We start from the raw sequence: 24,756 nt of genomic DNA on the forward strand, positions 1-24,756 counted from the left end.
GCGAACGTCGCCCAGTCGAATTTCTGCAACGGCGTCGGGCCAACCGGCGCCGTTTCGCTTTTCGGGGACAGCGACGGGTCATTTTCGCTGTCATACCGACCTCACGAAGTCCTGACCCCTCTGCGTTTGCCAGGTTCGCCGATCGGGGCAGGAGCTGGTCGCAGCTCGACCGTCCGGTCGAGCAAGAACAGCGACGAACCCGGGCGGATGAACCTGACAAACCCTTCGGGCTCCCCGCTTTTGGCCGACTGCGGCGTCGCGCTCGGGGCATGGACGGACGTCCATGTCCCCTCCCGCTCCTGGCATTCGGCCAAAATCGGGGAGCGCAGACGGGTCAGGACTTCGTGAGGTCGGTATCAGTAGGGCGGGTAGCCGAAGATGTCGGTGAAGGCTGCGCGGGCCCGGGCCTCGGCGATCTCGGCCTCCCGAGCGGCCCTCGCCGCATCCATGCGGGCGGAGAAACCATCGTCGAAGCCAAAGCGGCGGCTTTGGAGATTGGCGATGCGGTCGCGGATGTCGTCCCGCTCGTCGTCGCTGGCGTCGCGCATGCGGCGGCGCAGGTCGCGGATCTCGTCGGCGATGCGATCCTCCTCGTTCTCGGCCCGTCTGGCCTCGTCGGCGAGTTCGCGGGCTTCGCTGCGGGCCTGGTAGACGTCGGTGCCGAGGCCATAGGCGGTGAGGAAGTCGGCGCCGGCGCGGCCGGTACAGACGTTCTCGTAGCTCTTGCCCGCCGACCCGTTGGCAAAGCCGGAGACGGGCGTGCAATAATCCTTCAATCCCTCAGACCGGCCGCGCTGCCAGGTGATGGCATCGACGCCGATCTTGTAGCGGGCGCAGGCCTTCTCGTGCTCGGCGAGGATGGCGGAGGACTTGCCGTTGCGGCCGTCGACGACGCCGATCTGGTACCAGTCGCCGGACTGGCACTGCTCCTTGGAGAGCGTGGAGCAGCCGGCAAGGACGAGGAAAAGGCCGACCAGCGCGCCCGCACCCGAAAGGGGCGCGGAGCGGCGCGGGCGGGCAACGGGAAAAGACATGGACGAGCTTTCGGTGACGGTGGGACTTTCGCGCACCGTCGGCCAAGGTTAACCGGATGTCAACGAGGGCGGAGGAGCCTTCCAAGGGGGCCGGCAGCAGGAGCGGGACGACGGCGATGAGGCAGACGACGAGACGGGTGCTGGCGCTTGTCGCCGTTGCGGTAGCCATGCTGCCGGGACCGGCGGGCGCGGTGGACGAACGGCCGGCCAAGGAGCTGTTCGGCGCAGCGCGGACGCCCGCCGTGCTGGAAGCGCGGTCGATCGGCAGCTATGCCCGCGGGTGCCTGGCCGGCGCGCAGGCGCTGCCGGTGAACGGGGCGCGATGGCAGGTGATGCGCTTGTCGCGCAACCGCAACTGGGGCCACCCGGCGCTGGTGGCATACCTGGAGACTCTCGCCGGCAAGGCGCCCTCGGTCGGCTGGCGCGGGCTCCTGGTGGGCGACATGGCGCAGCCGCGCGGCGGGCCGATGCTGACCGGACACGCCAGCCACCAGATCGGGCTCGACGCGGACATCTGGCTGACGCCGATGCCGGACCGGGAGCTGACCCGGCAGGAGCGCGAAACGATCTCGGCGACGTCGATGCTGAGCGGCAAGGGCAAGGGGCCCTACGTGGACCCCGCGGTGTGGACGGCGGCGCATGCGGCGATCATCCGCGCGGCGGCAAGCGACCGGGCGGTGGCGCGGGTGTTCGTCAACCCGGGGATCAAGAAGGCGCTCTGCGAGGGGGCGAGCGGCAACCGGAGCTGGCTGCGCAAGGTGCGGCCCTGGTGGGGGCACGACTACCACTTCCACGTCCGGCTCGCCTGCCCGTCGGGTGCGGTGGGCTGCAAAGACCAGGACGCCCCGCCGCCGGGAGACGGCTGCGGGGACGAACTGGCGGAGTGGTTCAAGCCGCCGGAGCCGGCGAAGAAGCCGGAGAAGCCGGCCAGGAAGCCGCGTCCGGTGACGCTGAAAGACCTGCCGCCGGCCTGCAGCCAGGTGCTCGTCTCCAATTGACCCGGGTCAGTTGCCGTGGCTGCGGCGGTTCTCCGCCTCGTAGACCTCGTGCGAGCCGATCTCGCCGGCTCGCTTCTCGCCCACTGTGCGATGGCGGTTGCGCATGATGCCGTAGACGAACCCGGCGCCGAGCAGCGCCGCGCCGCCGGCAGTGACGATCAGCCAAAGAAAGGAATATCCGTCCATGATCGAGTCTCCGTTCTCCCTCGTTGAAGGGAGAACGGTCTCGGACGGGCGCTGTTCCCTTCAGCTTCAGCCGCGCAGCGTCGCACCCGTCGCCTTGGAGACCGCGGCGACGATCGCCTGGGAAGCCGCCTCGATCTCCTCCTCCGTCAGCGTCTTCTCCGACGGGACGAGGGTGACTTCGATGGCGACGGACTTGCGGCCTTCGCCAACGTGCTCGCCGCGGAAGACGTCGAACACCTGGACACCGCCGACGAGGCCCTTGCGGGCGCCCTCGGCCGCCTTGAGGATGCGGGCGGCTTCCACGTCGTCGGCGACAATGAAGGCAAAGTCGCGCCGGACGGGCATCAGGTCGGAGGCGGCGAGGACCGGCTTGGCCTTGCTCGCCTTGGCCTTCGGCTGCGGGATCTTCTCCAGGATGATCTCGGCGGCGACGATCGGCCCGGCGACGTCGAGCGCCTCCAGGACGGCGGGGTGCAGTTCGCCGAAGTGGCCGATCACCGTTTGCGGGCCGAGCTGGATCGTGCCGGACCGGCCGGGGTGGAACCAGGACGGGGCGGTGCGGACGACCTGCGCCTTGGAAACGTCGAAGCCGAGGGCGTCCAGGAGCGCGAAAGCGTCGGCCTTGGCATCGTAGACGGTGACGGGACCGGACGCGCCGCTCCAGTGGCGGCCGCTGCCGATAAGGCGGGCAGTGCCGCGGCGGATGGCGGTGGCGGCGGTGGACTGGTCCTCCGGACGGTCGCCGGCGAAGATCTGGCCCACCTCGAAGAGGGCGAGGTCGCCGAAGCCGCGGTCGGCGTTGCGGCGGGCCGCGGCGACGAGACCGGGGATCAGGCTCGGGCGCATGTCGCTCATGTCGGCGGAGATCGGGTTGGCAAGCTTCAGCGCCGGCGCGCCGCCGCCGAACAGCGTCGCCTGGGCCTCCGAGACGAAGGACCAGGTCACCGCCTCCACGAGACCTTCGGCGGCCAGCACGCGCTTGGCGCGGCGGGTGCGGATCTGGATCGGGGTCAACACCTTGGCGGAGACGCTGGCGAGACGCGGCAGGGGCGTGGAGCGGACCGCGTCGAGGCCGATGATGCGGACCACCTCCTCGACGAGATCGGCCTTGCCCTCGATGTCCGGGCGCCAGGACGGCACGGTAACTGCGAGGTCGTGGCCGAAGCCGGCGACGCCGAAGCCGAGTGCCTCCAGGACGGCGCGGACCTCGGCGATCGGCAGGTCGAGGCCGGAGAGACGCTTGACCTCGGAAACTGGGAAGTCGACGACCTTGACCACGACGGGCGGCTGGCCGGCCATCACGGCCTCGGACGGCTCGCCGCCGCAGAGCTCGATGACCATCATGGTCGCAAGCTCCAGGCCGGCGAGGACGAAGGCCGGGTCGACCCCGCGCTCGAAGCGGTAGCGCGCGTCGGAGTTGATACCGAGCTTGCGGCCGGTTCGGGCGGTGCGGTTCGGGTCGAAGTAGGCGCTCTCGATGAAGACGTCGGTGGTTGCCTCGGTGGAGCCGGAGGCCTCGCCGCCGATGATGCCGCCGAGGCCGAGGACACCGGCGTCGTCGGCGATCACCGTCATCGTCTCGTCGACGGCGTAGGTCTTGCCGTCGAGCGCGAGGAAGCTCTCGCCGGCGCGGCCGAGGCGGGCGTGGACGGTGCCGGTGAGCCTGGCGGCATCGTAGACGTGCAGCGGACGGCCGCGGTCGTAGGAGACATAGTTGGTGATGTCGACGAGCGCGGATATCGGGCGGAGGCCGACGGCCTTCAGGCGGTCCTGCAGCCACTTGGGCGAGGGGCCGTTGCGGACCCCGCGAACGAGGCGGCCGGCGAACACCGGGCAGGCATTCTCCGCCGTCTCCGGGAAGCGCAGCGCGACCGGCACCGGGCACGGATAGGCGCCGCGGACCATCTCCACGGTGTCGGGCTTCAGCCGGCCAAGGCCGCGGGCGGCGAGATCGCGGGCGATGCCGCGCACGCCGAGGCAGTCGGGCCGGTTCGGGGTGATGGCGATCTCGATGACGGGATCGCCGAGGCCGAGGTAGTCGGCGAAGGAGGTGCCGACGGGGGCGTCCGCGGGCAGCTCGATGATGCCGTCGTGGGCCTCCGACATCAGGAGCTCGCGCTCGGAGCACATCATGCCGCGGGATTCGAAGCCGCGGATAGTGCCGACGGCAAGGTCGATGCCGGTGCCGGGAATATGAGTTCCCGGCGCGGCGAAGACGCCGACGAGGCCGGCGCGGGCGTTGGGAGCGCCGCAGACCACCTGGACGGGCTCGCCGCCGCGGCCGTCGTCGACGGTGAGGACGCGCAGCTTGTCGGCGTTGGGGTGCTTGTCGGCGGTGAGCACCCTGGCGATCGTGAAGGGCTTGATGGCGGCCGAGGGGTCGGAGACGCCCTCCACCTCCAGGCCGATCATCGTCAGCGCCTCGACGACGTCATTGAGGGAGGCCTCGGTGTCGAGGTGATCCTTGAGCCAGGAAAGGGTGAATTTCATCGGTCGGTCGTCCGGTTCGGTTCGATCAGCTCGTCAGCCCGCCGAGGAGGTTCGGCAGGTCAAGGGGGCGGAAGCCGTAGTGCTTCAGCCAGCGGACGTCGGCGTCGAAGAAGGCGCGCAGGTCAGGCATGCCGTATTTCAGCATGGCGATGCGGTCGATCCCCATGCCCCAGGCGAAGCCCTGGACCTCGTCGGGATCGAGGCCGCAGTTGCGGATCACGTTGGGGTGGACCATGCCGCAGCCGAGGATCTCCAGCCAGTCGTCGCCCTCGCCGATGCGGATCTCCGAGCCGGAGCGACGGCAGCCGACGTCGACCTCCATGGACGGTTCCGTGAAGGGGAAGAAGGACGGGCGGAAGCGCGTCTTGACGTGGTCGACCTCGAAGAAGGCCTTGAGGAACTCCTCCAGGATCCATTTGAGGTGGCCGAAGTGGCTGGAGCGGTCGATCACCAGACCTTCGACCTGGTGGAACATCGGCGTGTGAGTCGCGTCGCTGTCGCAGCGGTAGGTGCGGCCGGGGATGACGACGCGGATCGGCGGCGGCTGGCTGATCATCGTGCGAATCTGCACCGGGGACGTGTGCGTGCGCAGCAGGAGACGCGAGCCGTCCTCCTTCGGGTTGAAGAAGAAGGTGTCGTGCATCTCCCGCGCCGGATGATCGGCCGGGAAGTTGAGGGCGGTGAAGTTGTAGTGGTCGGTCTCGATGTCCGGGCCTTCGGCGACGGAAAAGCCCATGTCGGCGAAGATGGCGGTGATCTCGTCGATGACCTGACTGATGGGGTGGATGCGACCCTCCGACAGCGGGCCGGGCCGGACGGGCAGCGTGACGTCCACCGTCTCGCGGGACAGGCGGGCCTCGATGGCGGCCCGCCTCAGCACGCCGCGGCGGTCGGCGATGGCGGCGGCGACGCGATCCTTGGCCTCGTTGATGGCGGCGCCGCGCGTGCGACGCTCGTCCGGCGACATGGCGCCGAGGGTCTTCAGGAGTTCTGAGATCGAGCCCTTCTTGCCGAGGGCAGCGACGCGCACGCCCTCCAGCGCCGCTTCGTCGGCGGCGCCGTCGACGGCGGCAAGAATTTCGGTTTCCAGGCTGGCGAGATCGGACATGACGGATGCTGGCTTTCGTGTTGGTCGGGCGGGTTCTATCGCGGAAAACACGACCCTGCCACTTCGTTCTTCGATCGACCGGGACAAGAAAAAGGCGGCGCACCGACCGGTACGCCGCCCTTGATCTCCAGCGACCGGTCTTCAGACCGGCCCGTCCTCATCACGACGGTCAGACCGCCGCGGCACGGGCCTTTTCGACCAGCGCCTTAAAGCTTTCCGGCTCGCGGATCGCGATGTCGGAGAGCACCTTGCGGTCCACCGCGATGCCCGCCTTGGCGAGCAGGTCGATGAAGCGGGCATAGGTGAGCTCGCCGCCGGTCACGTCACGGACGGCCGCGTTGATGCGCTGGATCCAGAGAGCGCGGAAGTTGCGCTTCTTGGCCCGGCGGTCCCGGGTGGCATACTGCATCGCGCGATCGACGGCCGCCTTGGCGGTACGGATCGTGTTCTTGCGACGGCCACGGAAGCCCTTCGCCTGAGCGAGGACCTTCTTGTGCTTGGCATGGGCTGTGACGCCCCGCTTAACGCGCGCCATGGTTCAGATCTCCTGATTGGTGTCCGATAGCGCGAGGGGTCAGCCGTTGCGCAGGAAGTTCTTCTTGATGATCTTGGCGTCGGCGTCGCTGAGCACCGTGGTGCCGCGCGCCTGGCGGATGAACTTGGTCGTCCGCTTGATCATCCCGTGACGCTTGCCGGCCTGGGCGGATTTCACCCGGCCGTTGGCGGTGATCTTGAAGCGCTTCTTGGCGCCGGACTTGGTCTTCAACTTGGGCATTTTGCTCGTTTCCGAGTGCTATCGGGATCGGCCGAAGCCGTCACCGGTTGTCCTTTGTCCGAACCCATGGGCGCGTTCCGGCCACGGCCTTGCCGAGGCTGAAACCGACCGGTCGTCCGGGGTTGAGCGTTCGAGGCCGCCACGGCATGCCCTTGGGAACGGAGAACCGCCCCCGAGCCGGTCGACCCGAAGTGCGCGCGTTCTAGCGGAACACGGGGAAAAGTGCAAGTCGCCGGTGATCATGGCAGCAGCGCCGAGGACGGACCATCGGATATCGATCCGCATATTTGACGATGTTCCGGCCTTCCATCAGCTTTGACGCCGAGGGAGGCGGAAGCAGCAGCGCCGATCCAGCGGCGCGCCCGGGGAGGATGGGCCACCCCGGCCGTGGCGACGGCCTCGCCCTCCGTGGAGGAGTCCGGCCATGTCGCGAAGGCGATGGAAGCTGGAGGTTCACCTGGCCAGAGATGCGGACCGCTGGATTGTAACGGTCCGCATCACACTGGTGAGATGAGCATAGGGGCGGGGAGTTCGCAGCTTCCCGTCCCACTCCTGCAGTTTAGCAGAAAATGACGAGGGATCAACGCTGGGCACTGCTCCGCCAAGGCTGACCTAGAGGGATGGGCGCAATCCCAGCCGGCCAGGCGTGCCGGTGACGGAGAGCGCGTCGATGCGTACGGACGGATCGGCGCCGTCGATGCGGTAGACGAGAATGCTGTCGGTCACGCGGAGGGGTAGCAGCCAAGCGGGCGCGGCTCCGTTCAGGACGCGGGCGAGAAGGCCGTCCGGCGCCTTCTTTGTCACCGGCGGGTTGGCGCGATCGGCTCTGCAGACGGCAAGGTAGGTGGCACCGAGGCGGGACAGCAGCGTTCGATCCGGCCCCGCCGGGGCGGTGAGGATCTCCTCCATGGCGATGATGCCCTCGCCGCCGCGATGGTAGGGCGCGGCGTAAACGCTGTGCTCGGTGCGGAAGAGGAGAAAAGCGCCGAGCATGACGGTGGCTGCGACCTTGCCGGGCGGCTCGGCGGAGAGGGTTTCGCCGAGTTCGACGCGGCAGGTGCCGAAATCGGCGTATTCGGCGGTGCGCCGGTCCGCGGTTTCGTCGATCCACGGCAACAGCAGGAAGAACCAAGCGATCGGCGCCAGAGGAAGCCAGATGGATCGCTTCAGCACCGCCAGGAGGCCGGTTTCGCCGCGGTGGCGCTGCCAGACGAGGCCTACGGCCGCGGCACCAAGGGCGACGGCGAGCGACTGGGCAGGGACGGTACCGCGGATCTGAAAGGTTCCGACCGCGAGGCAGGCGGCGATCAGGCCGATAAGGCAGGCGAAGCCGATCCGGTCGGACCGGGCGAGTTTGCGGCCGACAACAGCGGCAACCACGCAGGCAAGGACCGGAGGGCCGAAGAGGATGGGAACCGTCGTCGGGTCGTTGCTCCAGACGATGAAGATGTTCTGCGCCTCGGTGGTGAGATCCAGCCAGATCGGCTGGAGCGCCGGATCGACGCCGGCATACGGGCCGCCAAGACAGAGCGGGAAATAGAGCGCGGCAATCCAGATCACGAAGGCGCCGACGGCCGCCAGCGCGCCGCCGCGGATGAGCATGCCGGCACGACCGTCGCCCGGTTCGCCGCGCAGCAGCGAAGCGACCGCGGCCAGACCGAGGCCGCTGATGCCGGCCGAGACCAGGTAGACGGGCGAGAGGGCGTCGCAGGCAAGGGCCGACCAGCGGTCCGGCCCGACCGTGGCGAAGAAGAGTGCGGCTGTGGAAAGCGCGAAGGCAACGCCGAAGCCGGTCGCAGCGCTGCGGTAGCGCCGTCCGTCGAACACCCAGGCGAGGCTGAGGCCGGCGGCGGCTATGGCAACGGCGTGGATCACCTCCATGCCGATGGCGAGGCTGAGTCCGGCCATAAACCCTGCCAGCGCGCCGGCGCGCCAGCCGCCTGCGGCGCGGACGAGGCCGGCGACCATCCAGGCGATCAGGATGGCCTGGACGTTGTGGTGGTCGACGCGGCCGGGCAGGAAGATGCCGCCCACGGACGGGGAAACCAGGAACAGCGGGATGACCCAGAACGCGCCCGTCCAACCGGCGAAGCGGTGGGCGATGGCGGCGAGGCCGGCCAGGAAGGGCACGACGAGCAGCGGCGGCCAGAGGTTGACGGCGAGGCGTTCGGCCTCGGCGGGGCCAAGAGTCGGCTCCAAGGCGAGGATCAGGCCGGCGATGGGGGCATCGACCAGGCGCGACCAGTGCATGAAGACGCCATCGGGCGGGAAGAGGCGCGGCTGGAGGAGATCGTACCAGCCCTGGCCAGCGAGGAAGTCGCGGACCTCCACGATCCGCATCAGGCTGTCGGGATCGTCGAAACCATTCGCAATGGTTGCGTGCCAGCCGTGGAGGGCCAGGAGAAGCGCCGTCGCGAGACTGGCGAGCGCGAACAGGACAGGGGACGAGGGGCGCGCGGCCATTGGCAAGGCATCCGCGGAGAGGGCGCCGGGTTTGAAGACCATTGACCAAGAACCGAGCTTCGGGAGAAGGAGGAGGGCTTCCTCGCGTCCGGTTAGCCTGCCCTTAACAGGATGGAGAAAGGGTAAAGGCGCGCCGCGATCGTGCGGCCTTCTTGAAAAGGAACGGGCAAGGAATGGCCGACCGGCTCGTCCGCTTCGTTTTCGTCGGTGCGACCGGCTTTGCGGTGGACGCCGGGCTGACCGAGGCCCTGGTGGCTGCGGGCTCATCGCCGCTGGTGGCGCGCGTGTTCGCGTTCGCGGTGGCGATCGGCGTGACCTACGGCCTGAACCGGGCGATCACCTTCGCCGACCGGAAAAGCGCGCGGGAGGCCGGCGGCCGGGTGGCCGAGGGCGGGCGGTACCTGGCCGTGAACCTCGCCGCGATGGCGGTCAACTATGCGGTGTTCGCGGCGGTGCTGACAGCCGCGCCGGGACTGCGGCCGATGCTGGCGGTGGCCGCAGGATCGGGCGTGGCGATGGTGGTCAGCTACCTCGGGTATTCGCGCTTCGTGTTTCGGCAGATGCCGCGTTAGAGCATCGCCTCCTGAGCGGTTTCCTGACGACGGGACGAACCCGACAGGTCGGAACGCGTTCTAGGCGGCGTGACGGCTGGCGTCGGTGCCGTAGTAGTTGACGTAGCGCGCAGCGATCGCCGAAACGGGCAGGACGATAAGGACGTCGGTGGTGCCGAACTGGCGGTCCACCACGGCGCCGTCCCCTACGCTGGCGCCGACGCGCAGGTAGCCCTTGATGAGCGGCGGCAGGGCGTGGAGCGCCGCCTTCGCATCAACGGCGTCTCTCGGCAGGCGATCCATCTCCACCCGGCGCTCGGGAAGCGCACCGACGCGCCACGGCTCCGGCGCGCGGGCGTGGTGGTGGAGGAAGGAGAGCGGCAGGGCGAGGCGATCCGGGTCGGTGCCCTCCAGCGAGGCGCAGCCGATCATCACGTCCATGCCGTGCTGGAGCACATAGGACCAGATGCCGTGCCAGAGCAGTTCGACGGTGCGCTTGTTGCGGTAGGGCTTGAGCACGCAGGAGCGGCCGAGCTCCAGGAAGCGAGCGCCGCGGTGGCGGGCAAGCAGCGTGGCGATGTCGAACTCGCCGGCGGTGTAGAAGCCGCCGTGAGCCTCTGCGACGTCCTGGCGCAGCAGGCGGTAGGTGCCGACGATGCGCGGACGCGGGCGCCCGAAGCGGGACGGCTCGGGCGCATCGTGGTCGAGCACGAGCAGGTGGTCGCAGATGCGGTCGAAGGCATCGCGGTCACGCCGGCTGACGAGGGTGGCGGGGTCGGCGACCGCGGCCATCTCCTCGTAGAAGACGCGGTAGCGGAGGGCCTGCGCCTGGCGAACCTCGCCGGCGGAACGGGCGAGGCGAACCTCCAGCGGCCCGATGCGGCCTAAGGTCTCGACAGGGCGGCGGGCGATCGGATTCGGGACGGAGAGCCCCGGCAGGAGGTTGATCGGCGTGGAGCCCATGCCAGGCGGCGGGAAATCGCGGTGGAAGGGCGACCGGAGGAGTGGGCCGACCTTTTCCACCAGACGACGAGGCGACAGGCCCCGGCCGCGCACGCTATCGGATGGCGCATTCTGTGACACGTGCAAGTTCCCCTGCCCCATCGTCGGACCGCCCGGCGGACCCGACCGAAACCGGCGCCCATCCGCCGGCATCGCTGTTTCAAAACATAGTTTCCGGACGGACGTATGACAAACAGGGCGGCATGGAAAAGCCCGGCCTTCGAGGGGCCGGGCTGATGCGGATGGCGGTGGCCGCCCGGCCTTTGCGGCCGGGCGGGCGGGGGTCAGTGGCCGCGGGCCGGCTCGGCGTCCGGCGGCAGGGGATCCTGGCCGCGCGTCTTCCAGAGCGAGGCGCCGATGCCGACAGCCAGGATCAGGAAGGTGACGCCGAGCGACACGGCCGGCGGGATCTTGGCCAGGCCGAGCATGTCGGCAAGGAAGATCTTGGAGCCGATGAAGATCAGCAGCGAGGCCAGCGCGTACTTCAGGTAGACGAAGCGGTGCATCAGCGCCGCCAGGGCGAAGTAGAGGGCGCGCAGGCCGAGGATGGCGAAGATGTTGGAGGTGTAGACGATGTAGGGGTCGGTGGTGATGGCGAAGATCGCCGGCACGCTGTCGACCGCGAAGATCACGTCGGCGAACTCGACGAGAAGCAGCGCGAGGAGAAGCGGCGTGACGAAGGTCTTCAGCTTGCCGGTCGTCGGATCGGGAAGCTTCACCAGGAAGCGATCGCCGTGCAGCTCGTCGGTGACGGGCAGGTACTTGCGGGCGAGCCTGAGGACCGGGTTGTTGCCGACGTCCTGCTCCTTGTCGGCCATCATGATCATCTTGATGCCGGTGAGGATGAGGAAGGCGGCGAAGATGTAGAGGACCCAGCTGAACTCCGAGACGATGGCCGCACCGGCGGCGATCATGATGCCGCGCAGGACCAGCACGCCGATGATGCCCCAGACGAGCACGCGATGCTGATGAATCCGCGGGATGTGGAAGTAGGCGAAGATCATCGCGATGACAAAGATGTTGTCCATCGCGAGCGACTTCTCGATGACGAAGCCGGTGATGTAGGCAAGGCCCAGTTCAGGCCCGAGGGACCACCAGACCCAGGCGCCGAAGGCGAGGCCGAGGGCGATGTAGAAGCCGGAGAGCAGGAAGCTTTCGCGGATGCCGATCTCGTGCGGCTTGCGATGCAGCACGCCGAGGTCGAAGACGAGAAGGACGAGGACGACCGAAACAAAGGCCAGCCACATCCAGCCCGGCTTTCCAAGGAAGTCGAGGTACAGGAATTCCATTTGGGTGAACACGCGGACGTCGGCTCGTTTCCGCCTGCGGATCCGACATCACGAAACGCCGACCAGTTTCGCCAGAGGGGCCCGGATCCGCCTGAGATGGACCGTATATGGCGAAGCCAAGGCGACGTTCAAGAGGCGCTCTAAGGGATAATGCTTATGGTGTATTGAATGTATCAGGCCTGTCCAGCGCGCCGGGAGGGAGCGACGGCGCAGACCGATCGTTCCGAGGAGAAGCGGCTCAGTCTTCCATCTTCAGGGCGGCGATGAAGGCTTCCTGGGGGATCTCCACCTTGCCGAACTGGCGCATGCGCTTCTTGCCTTCCTTCTGCTTTTCCAGAAGCTTGCGCTTGCGGGTGACGTCGCCGCCGTAGCACTTGGCGAGGACGTCCTTGCGCAGGGCGCGGATGGTCTCGCGGGCGATGATGCGGCCGCCGATCGCGGCCTGGACCGGGATCTGGAACATGTGCTGCGGGATCAGGTCCTTCAGCTTCTCGCACATGCCGCGGCCGCGGCGCTCCGCCTGGCTGCGGTGGACCAGGATGGAGAGCGCGTCGACCGGCTCGGCGTTGACCAGGATCTGCATCTTCACGAGATCGCCGGGCTTGTAGTCGGTGAGCTGGTAGTCGAAGGAGGCGTAGCCCTTGGAGATCGACTTCAGGCGATCGTAGAAGTCGAAGACGACCTCGTTGAGCGGCAGGTCGTAGGTGACCATGGCCCGGTTGCCGACATAGGAGAGGTCGACTTGGACGCCGCGGCGTTCCTGGCAGAGCTTCAGGATGGAGCCGAGGTAGTCGTCCGGCGTCATGATATTGGCGCGGATCCAGGGCTCGCGGATCTCCTCGATCTTCATCGGGTCCGGCATGTCGGCCGGATTGTGGAGCTCGATCTCGGTGCCGTCGGTGAGGAGCATCTTGTAGACGACCGACGGCGCGGTGGCGATCAGGTCAAGGTTGAACTCGCGCTCCAGGCGTTCCTGGATGATCTCCAGGTGCAGGAGGCCGAGGAAGCCGCAGCGGAAGCCGAAGCCGAGGGCGGCGGAGCTTTCCATCTCGTAGGAGAAGCTTGCATCGTTGAGGCGCAGCCGGCCGACGGCGGCGCGCAGGTCCTCGAACTCGGCGGCGTCGACCGGGAAGAGCCCGCAGAAGACGACGGGCTGGGCCGGGCGGAAGCCGGGCAGCGGCTCGGCGGTCTGGCGGCGCTCGTCGGTAATGGTGTCGCCGACGGCGGTGTCGGCCACCTCCTTGATGGAGGCGGTGAGCACGCCGACCTCGCCGGTGTTGAGCCTGTCGGTGAGGACGAGCTTGGGCGTGGTGTAGCCGACCCGGTCCACCTCGTAGACGGCGCCGGTGCGCATCATGCGGATCTTCTGGCCCTTCTGCAGGGAGCCGTCGATGACGCGCACGAGCACGACGACGCCGAGGTAGGCGTCGTACCAGCTGTCGACGAGGAGCGCCTTCAGCGGGGCGTCCGGATCGCCCTTGGGCGGCGGCAGGCGGGTGACGATCGCCTCCAGGACGCCCTCGATGTTGAGGCCCGTCTTGGCGGAGATCTGCACGGCGTCGGAGGCGTCGAGGCCGATGACGTCCTCGATCTGCTGCTTGACGCGCTCCGGCTCGGCGGCGGGCAGGTCGACCTTGTTGAGGATCGGAACGATCTCGTGGTTGTTGTCGATGGCCTGGTAGACGTTGGCGAGCGTCTGCGCCTCGACACCTTGCGAGGCGTCGACGACGAGGAGCGAGCCTTCGCAGGCGGCGAGCGAGCGGGACACCTCGTAGGCGAAGTCGACGTGGCCCGGGGTGTCCATCAGGTTCAGGGTGTAGGTCTCGCCGTCCTTGGCCTTGTAGGAGAGACGGACAGTCTGCGCCTTGATGGTGATCCCGCGCTCGCGCTCGATGTCCATGCTGTCGAGGATCTGTTCCTTCATCTCGCGATCGCTGACGGCGCCGGTGGACTGAATCAGCCGGTCGGCGAGCGTGGACTTGCCATGGTCGATGTGGGCGATGATGGCGAAGTTGCGGATGTGGGAAATCGGGGTCGTGGTCATGGGCGCTCAAATAGCACCCGCACCGGGGATCGCCAAGCTTGGTTGATGCGGCGCGGCGGTTTTGCAAGGGCGGGAGCGCCGGGCCGTTTGAACCCTCCGAGGGCCGGCGATACGATCGACGCCCCGCCGCCGCCGTCGCAAGGACCGTCTCCTATGCCCACCACACCCACCATCCGCGAGGGGCGGGAAAGCGACCTGCCCGCCATCATGGCGATCTACAACGACGCCGTGGCGAACACGACGGCGATCTGGAACGACGCGCTGGTCGACCTCCCCGACCGAGAGCGCTGGTTCCAGACGCGGACGGGCGGCGGTTTCCCCGTGCTCGTGGCGGAGCGCGAGGGCGCGGTTGCAGGGTACGCATCCTATGGTCCGTTCCGCCCTTTCGATGGCTACCGCTTCACGGCCGAGCTCTCGGTCTACGTGGACGGACGGTTCCGAGGAGAAGGAATCGGGAACGGGCTTCTGCAGGCTCTCATGGCCGCGGCGCGGGCCCGTGGAGTCCATGTGCTTGTAGCAGGCATTGAAGCCAGTAATACCGCATCGCTAAATCTGCACAAACGCAATGGATTTGTCGAAGTAGGACGCATGCCGGAGGTCGGATTCAAGTTCGGACGCTGGCTTGATCTGGTGTTATTGCAATCCGTCCTGTAACAATTGCTAGAGAGGTCTCGCCTTTTGAGGGCGGCCATCGACCGAGCCGAAGGAAGCGTGCGACGGGCGCGCCGAGGACGGCATGGCGCTCGCCAGCCGGCGGCGTCGCGGTCATGCCGTGTTCAGACGACGCGGGCCTTGAACGCGACCTGCGGCGGGGCGGCCGGGGTGGCGGACGGGTGGGGTGCCCGCCTCCTAGGGCTCAGGCGATGGATGACTCGCCGCTTTCCAACAAGGTCGCCGCACTGTCGCTGGCGATCGCAGATGCCACATTGGCTCAGTCGGACGATCTGGCCCCGACGGCCGTCGCCGCACTGATCACCATCCGCGACCAGGAGCCGCTTTCGATCGGCGACATCGCTCGGGTGGTCGGGCTGACGCATTCGGCTGCCGTTCGGCTGGTGGACCGGCTGGAGAAGGATTGGCTCGTCCGTCGGCAGCGGCGGGTCGGACGCGAAGTGATGGTGGAGATCACCTCGCGGGGGCGCCGGCGCGCCCAGCAGCTGCAGGAGCTGCGGCTGGCGGCGGTGACGGGTTTCCTTTCAGGGCTCGACCCGGACGAGCAGGACGAATTGAACCGTCTTGTGGACAAGATGATCCGCGTGCACGGGCGGGGCGAGGTGGACCCGGACAAGTTCTGCCGCATGTGCCGACGCGGCGCGTGCGATTGCGGCCTGCACGAGGCCGTCCCGGAAGCGGTGGACGCCTGAACGAACCGGCTGAAGGCGGCCCGCCGGTCAGGCGTGGCCGCTGCGGTTGGTGTAGGTCCAGACACGCGCGGGGGGCAGGTTCCGGAGGATCCAATCGCTGGATTCCAGGGTCCAGGCGCCGGCGCTCGCCGGAACCGGGGGAACGAGCGCGTAGGAGAACTGCACGACAGGCCGGCCGTCCGGAATGATCTCCATCGCCTGCTGCATCAACAGCGTGCGCTGGAGCGGCGGCCGGGTGAACAGCGGCAGGCTGGAGATCACCGACGACACGTTGGTGATGCCGTGCAGGGCGAGCGTGGTCTTCAGGGCGTAGGCGTCCCCGACGATCACGTGGATGCCGGGAAAGCGATCGCGCAGGTGGGCCGCGAAATCCGGATTGTACTCGATGGCGACCAGCCGATCCGGTGCGATGCCGTGCTCCAGCAGCGCGGCGGTCACCGCGCCGGTGCCCGGTCCCAGCTCGACGACGTGGCCGGGCCAATCGGGCTCGATGCGGGCGGCCATGGCGCGAGCGAGGCCGCGACCGGAAGGCGAGACGGCGCCGGTGGTGAGCGGCTTTCCCATCCAGGTCCGGAGGAAGCGCACCTCGTCAGCCATCAGGGCCTTGAATCGCTTGATGTCCGACTTCGAAAAGCGCTCGCTCCGCTGTTGCCGCATCCGCCCACTTCCTTCCCGAGGAATGATCGAGACTGATCCTAATCAGCTCCGGTCGGCTAATCTACCGACCGGGCTGGGGTATCCGGCACTTGGGCCGCGGGCGAAGCGCCGCGGCAGCTGGCGGATCACCGGCACGTCACGTGCCGAGACCGTCGAAGAAATCGCGCATCCGGGCGAAGAAGCCGGTGGATTCCGGGTGGTTTTCGCCGGAGGAGCCGCGCTCGAACTCCTCCAGGAGCTCGCGCTGACGGCGGGTGAGGCTCTGGGGCGTTTCGACCACCACCGTGATGTACATGTCGCCAGTGTCGCGGGAGCGGAGCACCGGCATGCCCTTCTGGCGCAGACGGAACTGCTTGCCGGTCTGGGTGCCCTCGGGGACCTTCACGCGGGTCTTGCCACCGTCGATCGTCGGCACATCGAAGCCCCCGCCGAGGGCAGCCGTGGTCATGGAGATCGGAACGCGGCAGTAGAGATCCGCTCCGTCGCGCTGGAAGAACTCGTGCGGCTTCAACGAGAGGAAGATGTAGAGGTCGCCGGAGGGACCGCCGCGGAGGCCGGCTTCGCCCTCGCCGGCGAGGCGGATGCGGGTGCCGTCCTCGATGCCGGCCGGGATGTTGACGGAAAGGGTGCGCTCCTGGGTCTGGCGGCCGGTGCCGGCGCAGGCGTCGCAGGGGTCGGCGATGGTCTCGCCGCGGCCCTGGCAGGTGGGGCAGGTGCGCTCGATGGTGAAGAAGCCCTGGGTGGCGCGGACTTTTCCGGCGCCGCCGCAGGTGCGGCAAGGAACCGGGCTGGTGCCGGGCTTGGCGCCGGTGCCGGAGCACTTGGTGCAGGTGATGGAGGTCGGGACCTCGATCTCGACGGTCTTGCCGGAGAAGGCCTCCTCCAGGCTGATCTCCAGGTTGTAGCGCAGGTCCGCGCCGCGCTCGCGCCCGCCGGAGCGCCCGCCGCCGCGGCGGCCGCCGCCCATGAACTCGCCGAAGATGTCGTCGAAGATGTCGGCCATCGACGAGGAGAAGCCCTCGCCGCCGCCGAAGGGGCCGCGTCCGCCCATGCCGTTCTCGAAGGCGGCATGGCCGAAGCGGTCGTAGGCGGCGCGCTTCTGCGGGTCCTTCAGAACTTCATAGGCCTCGTTGGCCTCCTTGAAGCGCGCCTCGGCGGTGGTGTCGCCCGGGTTCTTGTCGGGGTGGAGCTGCATGGCGAGCTTGCGGAAGGCGCCCTTCAGCTCCTTCTCGTCGGCCGTCTTGCCGACGCCGAGAACCTCGTAGTAGTCGCGCTTGGCCATGTCTGGCGTGGTCCCTCAGTAACGGTCGCTCATCCGCTCCGTGCCGGACGCGGGCAGACTTCCAACGTGGTGCGGCACTCTCAATCGTCATGGTCCGCGCAGGCGGACCACCCACGCATTTCTCGTCAACCCGCCGACCACGGCAAGGAAAAAGTCGTGGGCGGTCCGTCTTCGCGGACCATGACGGGGAAACGGGCACACCACAGAAAACACCCGGTGCGTTTCCGCACCGGGTTATGCTCGTCCTGCAAGAAGAGTGTCAGGCGCTCTTCTTGTCGTCCTTGACTTCCTCGAAGTCGGCGTCGACCACGTCGTCGCCCTCGGTGTTGGGGGCGGCGTCGGCCGTGCCCTGCGAGGCGGCGTACATGGCCTCGCCGAGCTTCATGGAAGCCTGGGCGAGAGTGTTGGTCTTGGCCTTGATCGCCTCGGCGTCGTCAGTCTCAAGCGAGGACTTGAGATCGGCGAGCGCCGTCTCGATGGCCGACTTGTCGGCGGCCGAGACCTTGGAGCCGTACTCGGCGAGCGACTTCTCCGTGGAGTGGATCAGACCCTCGGCCTGGTTTTTCGCCTCGACGGCCTCGCGGCGCTTCTTGTCGGCGGCGGAGTTGGCCTCGGCGTCCTTGACCATCTTCTCGATGTCGGCGTCGGAGAGACCACCGGAGGCCTGGATGCGGATCTGCTGCTCCTTGCCGGTGCCCTTGTCCTTGGCCGACACGTTGACGATGCCGTTGGCGTCGATGTCGAAGGTGACTTCGATCTGCGGCACGCCGCGCGGCGCCGGCGGCAGGCCGACGAGGTCGAACTGGCCGAGGATCTTGTTGTCGGCCGCCATCTCGCGCTCGCCCTGGAAGACCCGGATCGTCACGGCCGTCTGGTTGTCCTCGGCGGTGGAGAAGACCTGGCTCTTCTTGGTGGGGATCGTGGTGTTGCGGTCGATCAGGCGGGTGAACACGCCGCCGAGCGTCTCGATGCCGAGCGACAGCGGGGTGACGTCGAGGAGCAGGACGTCCTTGACATCGCCCTGCAGAACGCCGGCCTGGATCGCGGCGCCGATGGCGACGACTTCGTCCGGGTTGACGCCCTTGTGGGGCTCGCGGCCGAAGAACTGCTTCACGATCTCCTGGATCTTCGGCATGCGCGTCATGCCACCGACGAGGACGACCTCGTCGATCTGACCGGCGGAGAGGCCGGCGTCCTTGAGGGCCGCCTTGCAGGGCTCCATCGTCTTCTGCACGAGATCGTCGACCAGCGCCTCGAACTTGGCGCGGGTGAGCTTGATCGCAAGATGCTTCGGACCGGTGGCGTCGGCGGTGATGAAGGGCAGGTTCACCTCGGTCTGGGTGGCCGAGGAGAGTTCGATCTTGGCCTTCTCGGCGGCTTCCTTGAGGCGCTGCAGCGCCAGCTTGTCGCCGCGCAGGTCGATCGCCTGCTCCTTCTTGAACTCGTCGGCGAGGTAGTTGACCAGACGCATGTCGAAGTCTTCACCGCCGAGGAAGGTGTCGCCGTTGGTGGACTTCACCTCGAAGACGCCGTCGCCGATCTCCAGCACGGAGACGTCGAAGGTGCCGCCGCCGAGGTCGTAGACCGCGATGGTCTTGGACTTGTCGCCCTTGTCGAGGCCGTAGGCGAGCGCCGCCGCCGTCGGCTCGTTGATGATGCGCAGCACTTCCAGGCCGGCGATCTTGCCGGCGTCCTTGGTGGCCTGGCGCTGGGCGTCGTTGAAGTAGGCAGGAACGGTGATGACGGCCTGGGTGACCGGCTGGCCGAGATAGGCCTCCGCGGTCTCCTTCATCTTGGTCAGCGTCATCGCCGAGATCTGGGAGGGCGAGTACTTCTTGCCCTCGGCCTCGACCCAGGCGTCGCCGTTGTCGCCGCGGACGATCTTGTAGGGAACGAGCTTCTTGTCCTTCTCCACCATCGGATCGTCGTAGCGACGGCCGATCAGGCGCTTGACCGCGAAGAAGGTGTCTTCCGGATTCGTCACGGCCTGGCGCTTGGCCGGCTGTCCGACGAGCCGTTCGCCGCCGTCCGTGAAGGCGACGATGGAGGGCGTGGTGCGGGCGCCTTCCGAGTTCTCGATCACCTTGGCGTTCTTGCCGTCCATGACGGCGACGCAGGAATTGGTGGTGCCGAGATCGATACCGATGACCTTACCCATTCTCTCTCTCCTTTCGGCAGGCCGTCCGGACCCTCGGAGAGGCGTCCGGCAAGCCGGGATCCCCGGCCGGCCCCCATCGAAACACTGGGATTTCCGGGTGACCCGCACCCGGTTCGAGTTTCATCGGCTATATAAGTGGGGTGCGAATTCCCTGCAAGGCGGCGGCCTCACGCCGGCGTGAAACGTTGGCCGTCATCGCGCATTTCAGCCGCGCCGTTGATGGTCTCTACAGGAACGGCGCGTATCCTGCGGTCGGTTAAACCAGCAGGACGGGCACCATGGGCTGGATTATCGTCGGTTTCGTTCTCATCGTCGGCGGCATCGGCTACTTTCTGCGAGCCGGCGTGGGCGGGACGCAGGACCTGAAGGGTGCCGCGATGGCGCTCGGCAAGCGGCTGATCGGCCTAGGTGTTGCGGCCGTGGGCGTGATCATGGTGGCGAACACGTCGTTCGTGTTCGTGGCGGCCGACCAGGTGGGGCACCTGAAGCGGATCTACGGCTTCGAGGAACTGCCGCCCGGCCACGTGGTGGCACTGTCCGGCCAGAAGGGTCCGCAGGCGGCGGTGCTCGGGCCCGGCTTCCACTTCATTCCGTTCGTGCGCGTGCTCTACGACTACGAGGAGTTTCCGCTCGTCACGGTGCCGGAAGGCTTCTACGGGCAGATCACCGCGCTGGACGGCGCGGCGATGCCGTCGGGCATGTTCATGGCGCCGGCGATCCCGGACGACCGGATCGACCAGATGATGGACGCGTCGGCGTTTCTTTCCACGGGCGGCTACCGGGGGCCACAGGAGACGGTGCTGAAGCCGGGCTCCTACCGGCTGAACCGATATCTGTTCGATGTGACCATCAACGAGGCGACCACCGCGACGGTGGTGCCGGCCGGCCAGGTGGGCGTGGTCAAGTCCAACGTGGCGACGCCGGGGCTCGCCTGCCGCGAGGAGGTGGTGGCGGCGGAGGGCAGCCGGGACAGCGATTCGCTGTCGGTGCCGCTGGTGCCGCGCGGCTGCGTCGGCATCTGGAAGGAACCGCTGCTGCCGGGCGCCTACTACCTCAACCGGCGCGCCTACGAGGTGGAGCTGGTGGACACGCGGGTGCAGACCTGGGAGTTCAAGGGCGGCTACACCAAGCGGATCGTGGACCTTTCCGTGGACCAGCAGGGCAAGCTGCAGCAGGACACGCGGTCGGTGGTCGAGGAGGTTCCGAGCACGGCGGCAGACCGCGCGGTGTTTGTGAAGATCGAGGGCTGGGACATCCCGGTGGAACTGCGCGTGCTGGTGCAGGTGGATCCCGCGGACGCACCGATCGTGGTGGGCTCGGTGGGCGGGCTAAAGGAGGTGGAGGACCGCATCCTGGTGCCGGCGATCCGCTCGATCGTGCGCAACGTGGCGGGCTCCAACATCCGCGTTCCGGTGCGCGACGCGGACGGGACGCTGATTTCGCCGGCGCAGTTCGAGACGCGGCCGTCGCGGGTGCTGGACCTGATCGAGAACCGCGAGGCGCTTGAGCAGACCATCGAGACGATCATCCAGGTGGAAGGCCGCAAGGCGGGCGTGGACGTCCGCGAGATCCGGCTCGGCGAGCCGGCGATCCCGCCGGAGATCCTGATCACGCGGCTCCGCCAGCAGCTGGCGGACCAGTTGAGCAACGCCTACGCCCGCGAGACCGCGGCGCAGAATGAGCGCATCAAGACCGAGCAGGCGCGGGCCACCGCCGACGAGCAACCGCGGCTGGTGGAAAGCCAGATCGCCGTGCAGGTCGCCCAGCAGCGCGAGCAGGAGCGCGAGGCGCTGGGCCGCGCCGAGCGCAAGTTCCTGGAGGAGCTGGCGAAAGGCCAGTCAGCCCAGGCCGGGGTGCTCGGCCAGGACCGCGTGGCGATGCTGCAGGCGCTCGAAAAGGTGCTGGCGACACTGGAGAAGCGGCCGGACATCATCCAGCTCGTCGGGCGGCTGGTGCCGCAGACGCTGGTGACCTCCGGCGGCGGGGGCGTGGAAGGCGCCGCCGCCGTGATCGGCCAGGCGATCCAGGAGGCAGTGCGCCCGCAGCCCTGACGCCGAGCCTTACATCGCCGCGGGCGTCATCCAGCCGAGGACCGCGCCGACGGCGTCCTTGACGATGGCGATGCGGCCGACGCCGGGTACCTCCCAGGCGGGGCGCAGGACCGAGCCGCCGGCCGCCGCTACGCCGGCGAGCGCGTCGTCGAGATCGTCGACGTGGACGTAGGCGAACCAGTAGTTGGTCGGCATGCCGTTCTGGGCCGGCCAGTTCATGATGCCGCCGACGGGGCCCTCGACGCCCTCCTGGCGGATCAGCCAGTAGTTCCCCTCCGACATCGGCATGACGTCGAAGGTCCAGCCGAGCCGGTCGCCGTAGAAGGCCTTGGCCTTTTCCACGTCGTCGGTCATCAGCTCGTTCCAGTAGAAGGTTCCGTGCCCGGGCATGTCCGCCTCCCCGTCAGGTTGGACGCTGGCAAGACTAGCACCGACGAGCGACGGATGCATGACCCGCTCAGCGCAGGACCAGCCGACAGCGCACTTCGCCGATCGGGGATCTGGACAAGCCGGGGCCGCTCGTGCCTCTTGTTGTGATCACAAATCGCAAGACGATCATGCCGCATCCCGTTCCGAACGACCGTATCGAGCGCCTGCTTGCAGCCGAGCGCCAACTCTACCGCGACCGCAACCCCGTTTCCGCCGGTCTGGCGGAGAAGGCTTCCCGGCACTTTCCGGGCGGCGTGCCGCTGCACTGGATGAAGGACTGGGGCACGCCGTTCCCGCTTGCGGTGAAACGCGCTGCGGGCGCCGAGGTGACCGACGCGGACGGCCACGTGATGGCGGACTTCTGCCTGGGCGACACTGGCGCGATGTTCGGCCATGCGCCGGGGCCGGTGGTGGACGCGATCACCGCCGCGGCGCCCCGGGGCCTGACCGCGATGATGCCGTCGGAAGATGCCGGCGCGGTGGGGGCGCTGCTGGCCGACATCTTCGCCCTGCCCTTCTGGCAGGTAACTCAAACCGCCTCGGACGCCAACCGGGCGGTGATCCGCTGGGCGCGGGCGATCACCGGGCGGGCGAAGATCCTGGTGTTCCAGGGCTGCTACCACGGGCAGGTGGACGACACCTTCGTGACGATCGGCGCGGACGGGCAGACGACCGTACGGCCGGGGCTGCTGGGACAGGCGGTCGACCTTGCGGCGACCAGCGTCTGCGTGCCGTTCAACGATATCGACGCGGCGCTCGCGGCGCTGGCGGGCGGCGACGTGGCGCTGGTGCTGACGGAGCCGGCGCTGACCAACACGGCGATGGTGCTGCCGAAGGAAGGGTACCTGGACGCGCTGGCGGCGGCCTGCCGGGCGGCGGGTACGCTCCTCTGCATCGACGAGACGCACACGATCTCCACGGCGCGCGGCGGCTACGCCAAGGCGCATGGGCTTGCGCCGGACTTCCTGGTGGTGGGCAAGCCGATCGCCGGCGGGCTGCCGGCGGCGGTGTTCGGCTTCACCGACGCGATCGAGGCGCGGATGAGGGCGGTGGACGCTGAGCGGCCGGCCGGGTACTCCGGCATCGGCACGACGCTGTCGGGCAACATGCTGCAGCTGGCCGCGATGCGCGCGACGCTGGAGGCGGTGATGACCGAGGCGGCCTATGTGCACATGCTGGCGCTCTCGACGGAGGTGGCGGACGGGCTGTCCGCGTCGATCGCTGCGTACGGGCTGCCGTGGTCGGTGACGCGGCTCGGGGCGCGGGCGGAGATCGTCCACTCGCCGACACCGCTGACGGACGGTGCACACGCCTACCGGACCGTCGACCACGACCTTGAAGGGGCGATCCACCTCTTTCTTCTCAACCGCGACGTGATCGTCACGCCGTTCCACAACATGACGCTCGTCTCGCCCGCCACCACGCCGGACCACGTGGCCCGGCTGGTGACGGCCTTCGACCAGGCGCTCGACGCGCTCTCCGGGTGATCCGAATTGACCGACAACAGCTTCATCGCCGACCTCTCCGAAGCCGAGGATTTCCTCAAGGCCAACCCTGACGTGGTGCAGTTCGAGACCTTCCTGACGGACTCGTCCGGGGTGCAGCGGGGCAAGATCCTGCGCCGTTCGGAGCTTCCCGGCGCCTACAAGCACGGGCGGCCCCTGCCCTGCTCCATCCTGTCGCTCGACATCAAGGGCGCCGACGTGGAGGAGACGGGGCTGGTCTGGGACGAAGGCGACAGCGACCGGATGTGCCGGCCGGTGAAGGGCACGCTGACCCGCGCACCGTGGAAGGCGACGCCGACCGGGCAGTTCATCCTGACCTCCTACGAGAAGGACGGGTCGGGGTCGCTGGCCGATCCGCGGCACGCGCTGGCGCGGGTGGTGGCGGACTGCCACGCGGCGGGACTCTACCCGGCTGCGGCGGTGGAGCTGGAGTTCTACCTCCTCGACGGCAAGGCGGCCGCGGAGGGTCGGGCCGTGCCGCCGACGGCGCCGAACGGCTTCGCGCAGAGCGAGTTCCAGGCGTACCTGCTGCAGGACCTTTCCGACTTCGCGCCGTTCCTCGACGACGTCTACCGGGCGGCGGACGGGGCGGGGCTACCGGCGCGCACGCTGATCTCGGAGTATTCGCCGGGACAGTTGGAGATCGTGCTGGAGCACCGGACGGATCCGCTCAGGGCCTGCGACGACGCGATCCTCTGGAAGCGGCTGGTGAAGGGCGTGGCGGAAAAGCACGGCTACGCCGCGACCTTCATGGCCAAGCCCTTCGCGGAGTTCGCCGGGTCGGGCACGCACCTCCACGTCAGCTTCTGCGATGCGGACGGCCGGAACCTCTTCGCCGGGGAAGAGCCGGACGGCAACCTGCTGCTCCGCCACGCAATTGCCGGGCTGGAGGCGACGATGGCGGAATCGATGGCCATGTTCGCGCCGAACGCCAACAGCTACCGCCGGTTCAAGCCGAACTCCTACGCGCCGGTGGGGCCGGCCTGGGCCATCGACAACCGCTCGGTGCCGATCCGCGTGACCGCCGGCCCGCCGCAGACGCGGCACTTGGAACACCGGGTGTGCGGGGCGGACGCCAATCCCTATGTGGCGATGGCGACGGTGCTCGCCGGCATGCTGGAAGGGGTGGAGCAGAAGCTGGAGCCCTCCAAGCCGATCGTCGGCAACGGCTACGCGCAGATCGCGCCGAGCCTGCCGCGGTTCTGGCCGGACGCGCTGCGGCGCGCGCGGGCGTCGGAGTTCCTGAAGCGGCGGCTCGGGGAGCGCTACGCCGACGTGTTCCTCACCATCAAGGAGGCGGAATGCGACCGCTTTTTCGCCGAGGTGAGCGACCGCGACTTCCACTGGTATCTCAGGCTGGCCTGATCGCC

Annotated in this window: 21 protein-coding genes; 7 read left to right on the plus strand and 14 right to left on the minus strand. The window is 68.3% G+C overall.

The window, feature by feature from the left end:
- Positions 1–356 precede the first annotated feature (356 nt).
- Entirely contained in the window at positions 357–1,034 is a 678-nt protein-coding gene (locus tag HZ321_RS03885) for a DUF2799 domain-containing protein (protein ID WP_181700396.1), read from the minus strand.
- A gap of 116 nt (positions 1,035–1,150) precedes the next feature.
- Between HZ321_RS03885 and mepA the strand changes: the two genes are divergently transcribed.
- Entirely contained in the window at positions 1,151–2,032 is an 882-nt protein-coding gene (mepA, locus tag HZ321_RS03890; RefSeq protein ID WP_181700398.1) for a penicillin-insensitive murein endopeptidase, read from the plus strand.
- 6 nt (positions 2,033–2,038) lie between these two features.
- Here mepA and HZ321_RS03895 read toward each other — a convergent pair whose 3' ends face one another.
- From HZ321_RS03895 to HZ321_RS03920, 6 genes are all read right to left on the minus strand, one after another.
- Entirely contained in the window at positions 2,039–2,218 is a 180-nt protein-coding gene (locus HZ321_RS03895; RefSeq protein WP_181701798.1) for a hypothetical protein, read from the minus strand.
- A gap of 66 nt (positions 2,219–2,284) precedes the next feature.
- A complete protein-coding gene (gene pheT / locus HZ321_RS03900) occupies positions 2,285–4,708 on the minus strand; it encodes a phenylalanine--tRNA ligase subunit beta (RefSeq protein ID WP_181700400.1) in 2,424 nt (807 codons plus the stop codon).
- Positions 4,709–4,733: 25 nt separating this feature from the next.
- Positions 4,734–5,816, minus strand: coding sequence for a phenylalanine--tRNA ligase subunit alpha (pheS, locus tag HZ321_RS03905; RefSeq protein ID WP_181700402.1), 1,083 nt, complete (start codon positions 5,814–5,816; stop codon positions 4,734–4,736).
- A 169-nt stretch (positions 5,817–5,985) separates the two neighbouring features.
- Positions 5,986–6,351 (minus strand): 50S ribosomal protein L20, encoded by a 366-nt coding sequence (gene rplT, locus HZ321_RS03910; RefSeq protein WP_181700404.1) that lies wholly within the window; start codon positions 6,349–6,351, stop codon positions 5,986–5,988.
- A 39-nt stretch (positions 6,352–6,390) separates the two neighbouring features.
- Complete coding sequence (gene rpmI, locus HZ321_RS03915) at positions 6,391–6,591, minus strand: 50S ribosomal protein L35 (protein WP_181700406.1); 201 nt, start codon at positions 6,589–6,591, stop codon at positions 6,391–6,393.
- Between the two features lie 612 nt (positions 6,592–7,203).
- The gene (locus HZ321_RS03920) at positions 7,204–9,054 is read right to left on the minus strand and encodes a hypothetical protein (protein ID WP_181700408.1); all 1,851 of its coding nucleotides are present in this window, start codon (positions 9,052–9,054) and stop codon (positions 7,204–7,206) included.
- A gap of 173 nt (positions 9,055–9,227) precedes the next feature.
- On the opposite strand from HZ321_RS03920, the gene HZ321_RS03925 reads away from it, so the two are divergent.
- Positions 9,228–9,626: a GtrA family protein gene (locus HZ321_RS03925; protein ID WP_181700410.1), complete on the plus strand. Its 399-nt coding sequence runs from the start codon at positions 9,228–9,230 to the stop codon at positions 9,624–9,626.
- Positions 9,627–9,686: 60 nt separating this feature from the next.
- Here the strand turns inward: HZ321_RS03925 and olsB are convergent, their stop codons facing one another.
- From olsB to lepA, 3 genes are all read right to left on the minus strand, one after another.
- Positions 9,687–10,568, minus strand: coding sequence for a l-ornithine N(alpha)-acyltransferase (gene olsB / locus HZ321_RS03930; protein WP_181701721.1), 882 nt, complete (start codon positions 10,566–10,568; stop codon positions 9,687–9,689).
- Between the two features lie 323 nt (positions 10,569–10,891).
- Positions 10,892–11,896: a TerC family protein gene (locus tag HZ321_RS03935; protein WP_181700412.1), complete on the minus strand. Its 1,005-nt coding sequence runs from the start codon at positions 11,894–11,896 to the stop codon at positions 10,892–10,894.
- A gap of 238 nt (positions 11,897–12,134) precedes the next feature.
- Positions 12,135–13,940 carry a translation elongation factor 4 gene (gene lepA, locus HZ321_RS03940; RefSeq protein WP_181700414.1) on the minus strand — a complete coding sequence of 602 codons (1,806 nt, stop codon included), beginning with the start codon at positions 13,938–13,940 and terminating at the stop codon, positions 12,135–12,137.
- Between the two features lie 153 nt (positions 13,941–14,093).
- On the opposite strand from lepA, the gene HZ321_RS03945 reads away from it, so the two are divergent.
- Both HZ321_RS03945 and HZ321_RS03950 read left to right on the plus strand, forming a co-directional pair.
- Positions 14,094–14,594, plus strand: a complete 501-nt coding sequence (locus HZ321_RS03945) for a GNAT family N-acetyltransferase (RefSeq protein ID WP_181700415.1) — start codon at positions 14,094–14,096, stop codon at positions 14,592–14,594.
- A gap of 209 nt (positions 14,595–14,803) precedes the next feature.
- Positions 14,804–15,304, plus strand: a complete 501-nt coding sequence (locus HZ321_RS03950; protein ID WP_181700417.1) for a MarR family winged helix-turn-helix transcriptional regulator — start codon at positions 14,804–14,806, stop codon at positions 15,302–15,304.
- Between the two features lie 27 nt (positions 15,305–15,331).
- Here the strand turns inward: HZ321_RS03950 and HZ321_RS03955 are convergent, their stop codons facing one another.
- The 3 genes from HZ321_RS03955 to dnaK all read right to left on the minus strand — a co-directional run bounded on the left by HZ321_RS03955 (position 15,332) and on the right by dnaK (position 19,401).
- Positions 15,332–15,961, minus strand: coding sequence for a class I SAM-dependent methyltransferase (locus HZ321_RS03955; protein ID WP_244635556.1), 630 nt, complete (start codon positions 15,959–15,961; stop codon positions 15,332–15,334).
- Positions 15,962–16,097: 136 nt separating this feature from the next.
- Complete coding sequence (dnaJ, locus tag HZ321_RS03960) at positions 16,098–17,243, minus strand: molecular chaperone DnaJ (RefSeq protein ID WP_181700419.1); 1,146 nt, start codon at positions 17,241–17,243, stop codon at positions 16,098–16,100.
- Positions 17,244–17,502: 259 nt separating this feature from the next.
- Entirely contained in the window at positions 17,503–19,401 is a 1,899-nt protein-coding gene (gene dnaK / locus HZ321_RS03965) for a molecular chaperone DnaK (protein ID WP_181700421.1), read from the minus strand.
- 278 nt (positions 19,402–19,679) lie between these two features.
- Between dnaK and HZ321_RS03970 the strand changes: the two genes are divergently transcribed.
- Complete coding sequence (locus tag HZ321_RS03970; protein WP_206682717.1) at positions 19,680–21,452, plus strand: SPFH domain-containing protein; 1,773 nt, start codon at positions 19,680–19,682, stop codon at positions 21,450–21,452.
- Between the two features lie 9 nt (positions 21,453–21,461).
- On the opposite strand, the gene HZ321_RS03975 is transcribed toward HZ321_RS03970, so the two are convergent.
- The gene (locus HZ321_RS03975; RefSeq protein WP_181700423.1) at positions 21,462–21,842 is read right to left on the minus strand and encodes a VOC family protein; all 381 of its coding nucleotides are present in this window, start codon (positions 21,840–21,842) and stop codon (positions 21,462–21,464) included.
- Between the two features lie 167 nt (positions 21,843–22,009).
- On the opposite strand from HZ321_RS03975, the gene HZ321_RS03980 reads away from it, so the two are divergent.
- Both HZ321_RS03980 and HZ321_RS03985 read left to right on the plus strand, forming a co-directional pair.
- Entirely contained in the window at positions 22,010–23,368 is a 1,359-nt protein-coding gene (locus HZ321_RS03980) for a transaminase (protein WP_181700425.1), read from the plus strand.
- Between the two features lie 6 nt (positions 23,369–23,374).
- Complete coding sequence (locus tag HZ321_RS03985; protein ID WP_181700427.1) at positions 23,375–24,751, plus strand: glutamine synthetase family protein; 1,377 nt, start codon at positions 23,375–23,377, stop codon at positions 24,749–24,751.
- Positions 24,752–24,756 lie beyond the last annotated feature (5 nt).

This window comes from Chthonobacter albigriseus (assembly GCF_013839445.1).
GTDB classification, from domain to species: Bacteria; Pseudomonadota; Alphaproteobacteria; order Rhizobiales; family Pleomorphomonadaceae; genus Chthonobacter; species Chthonobacter albigriseus.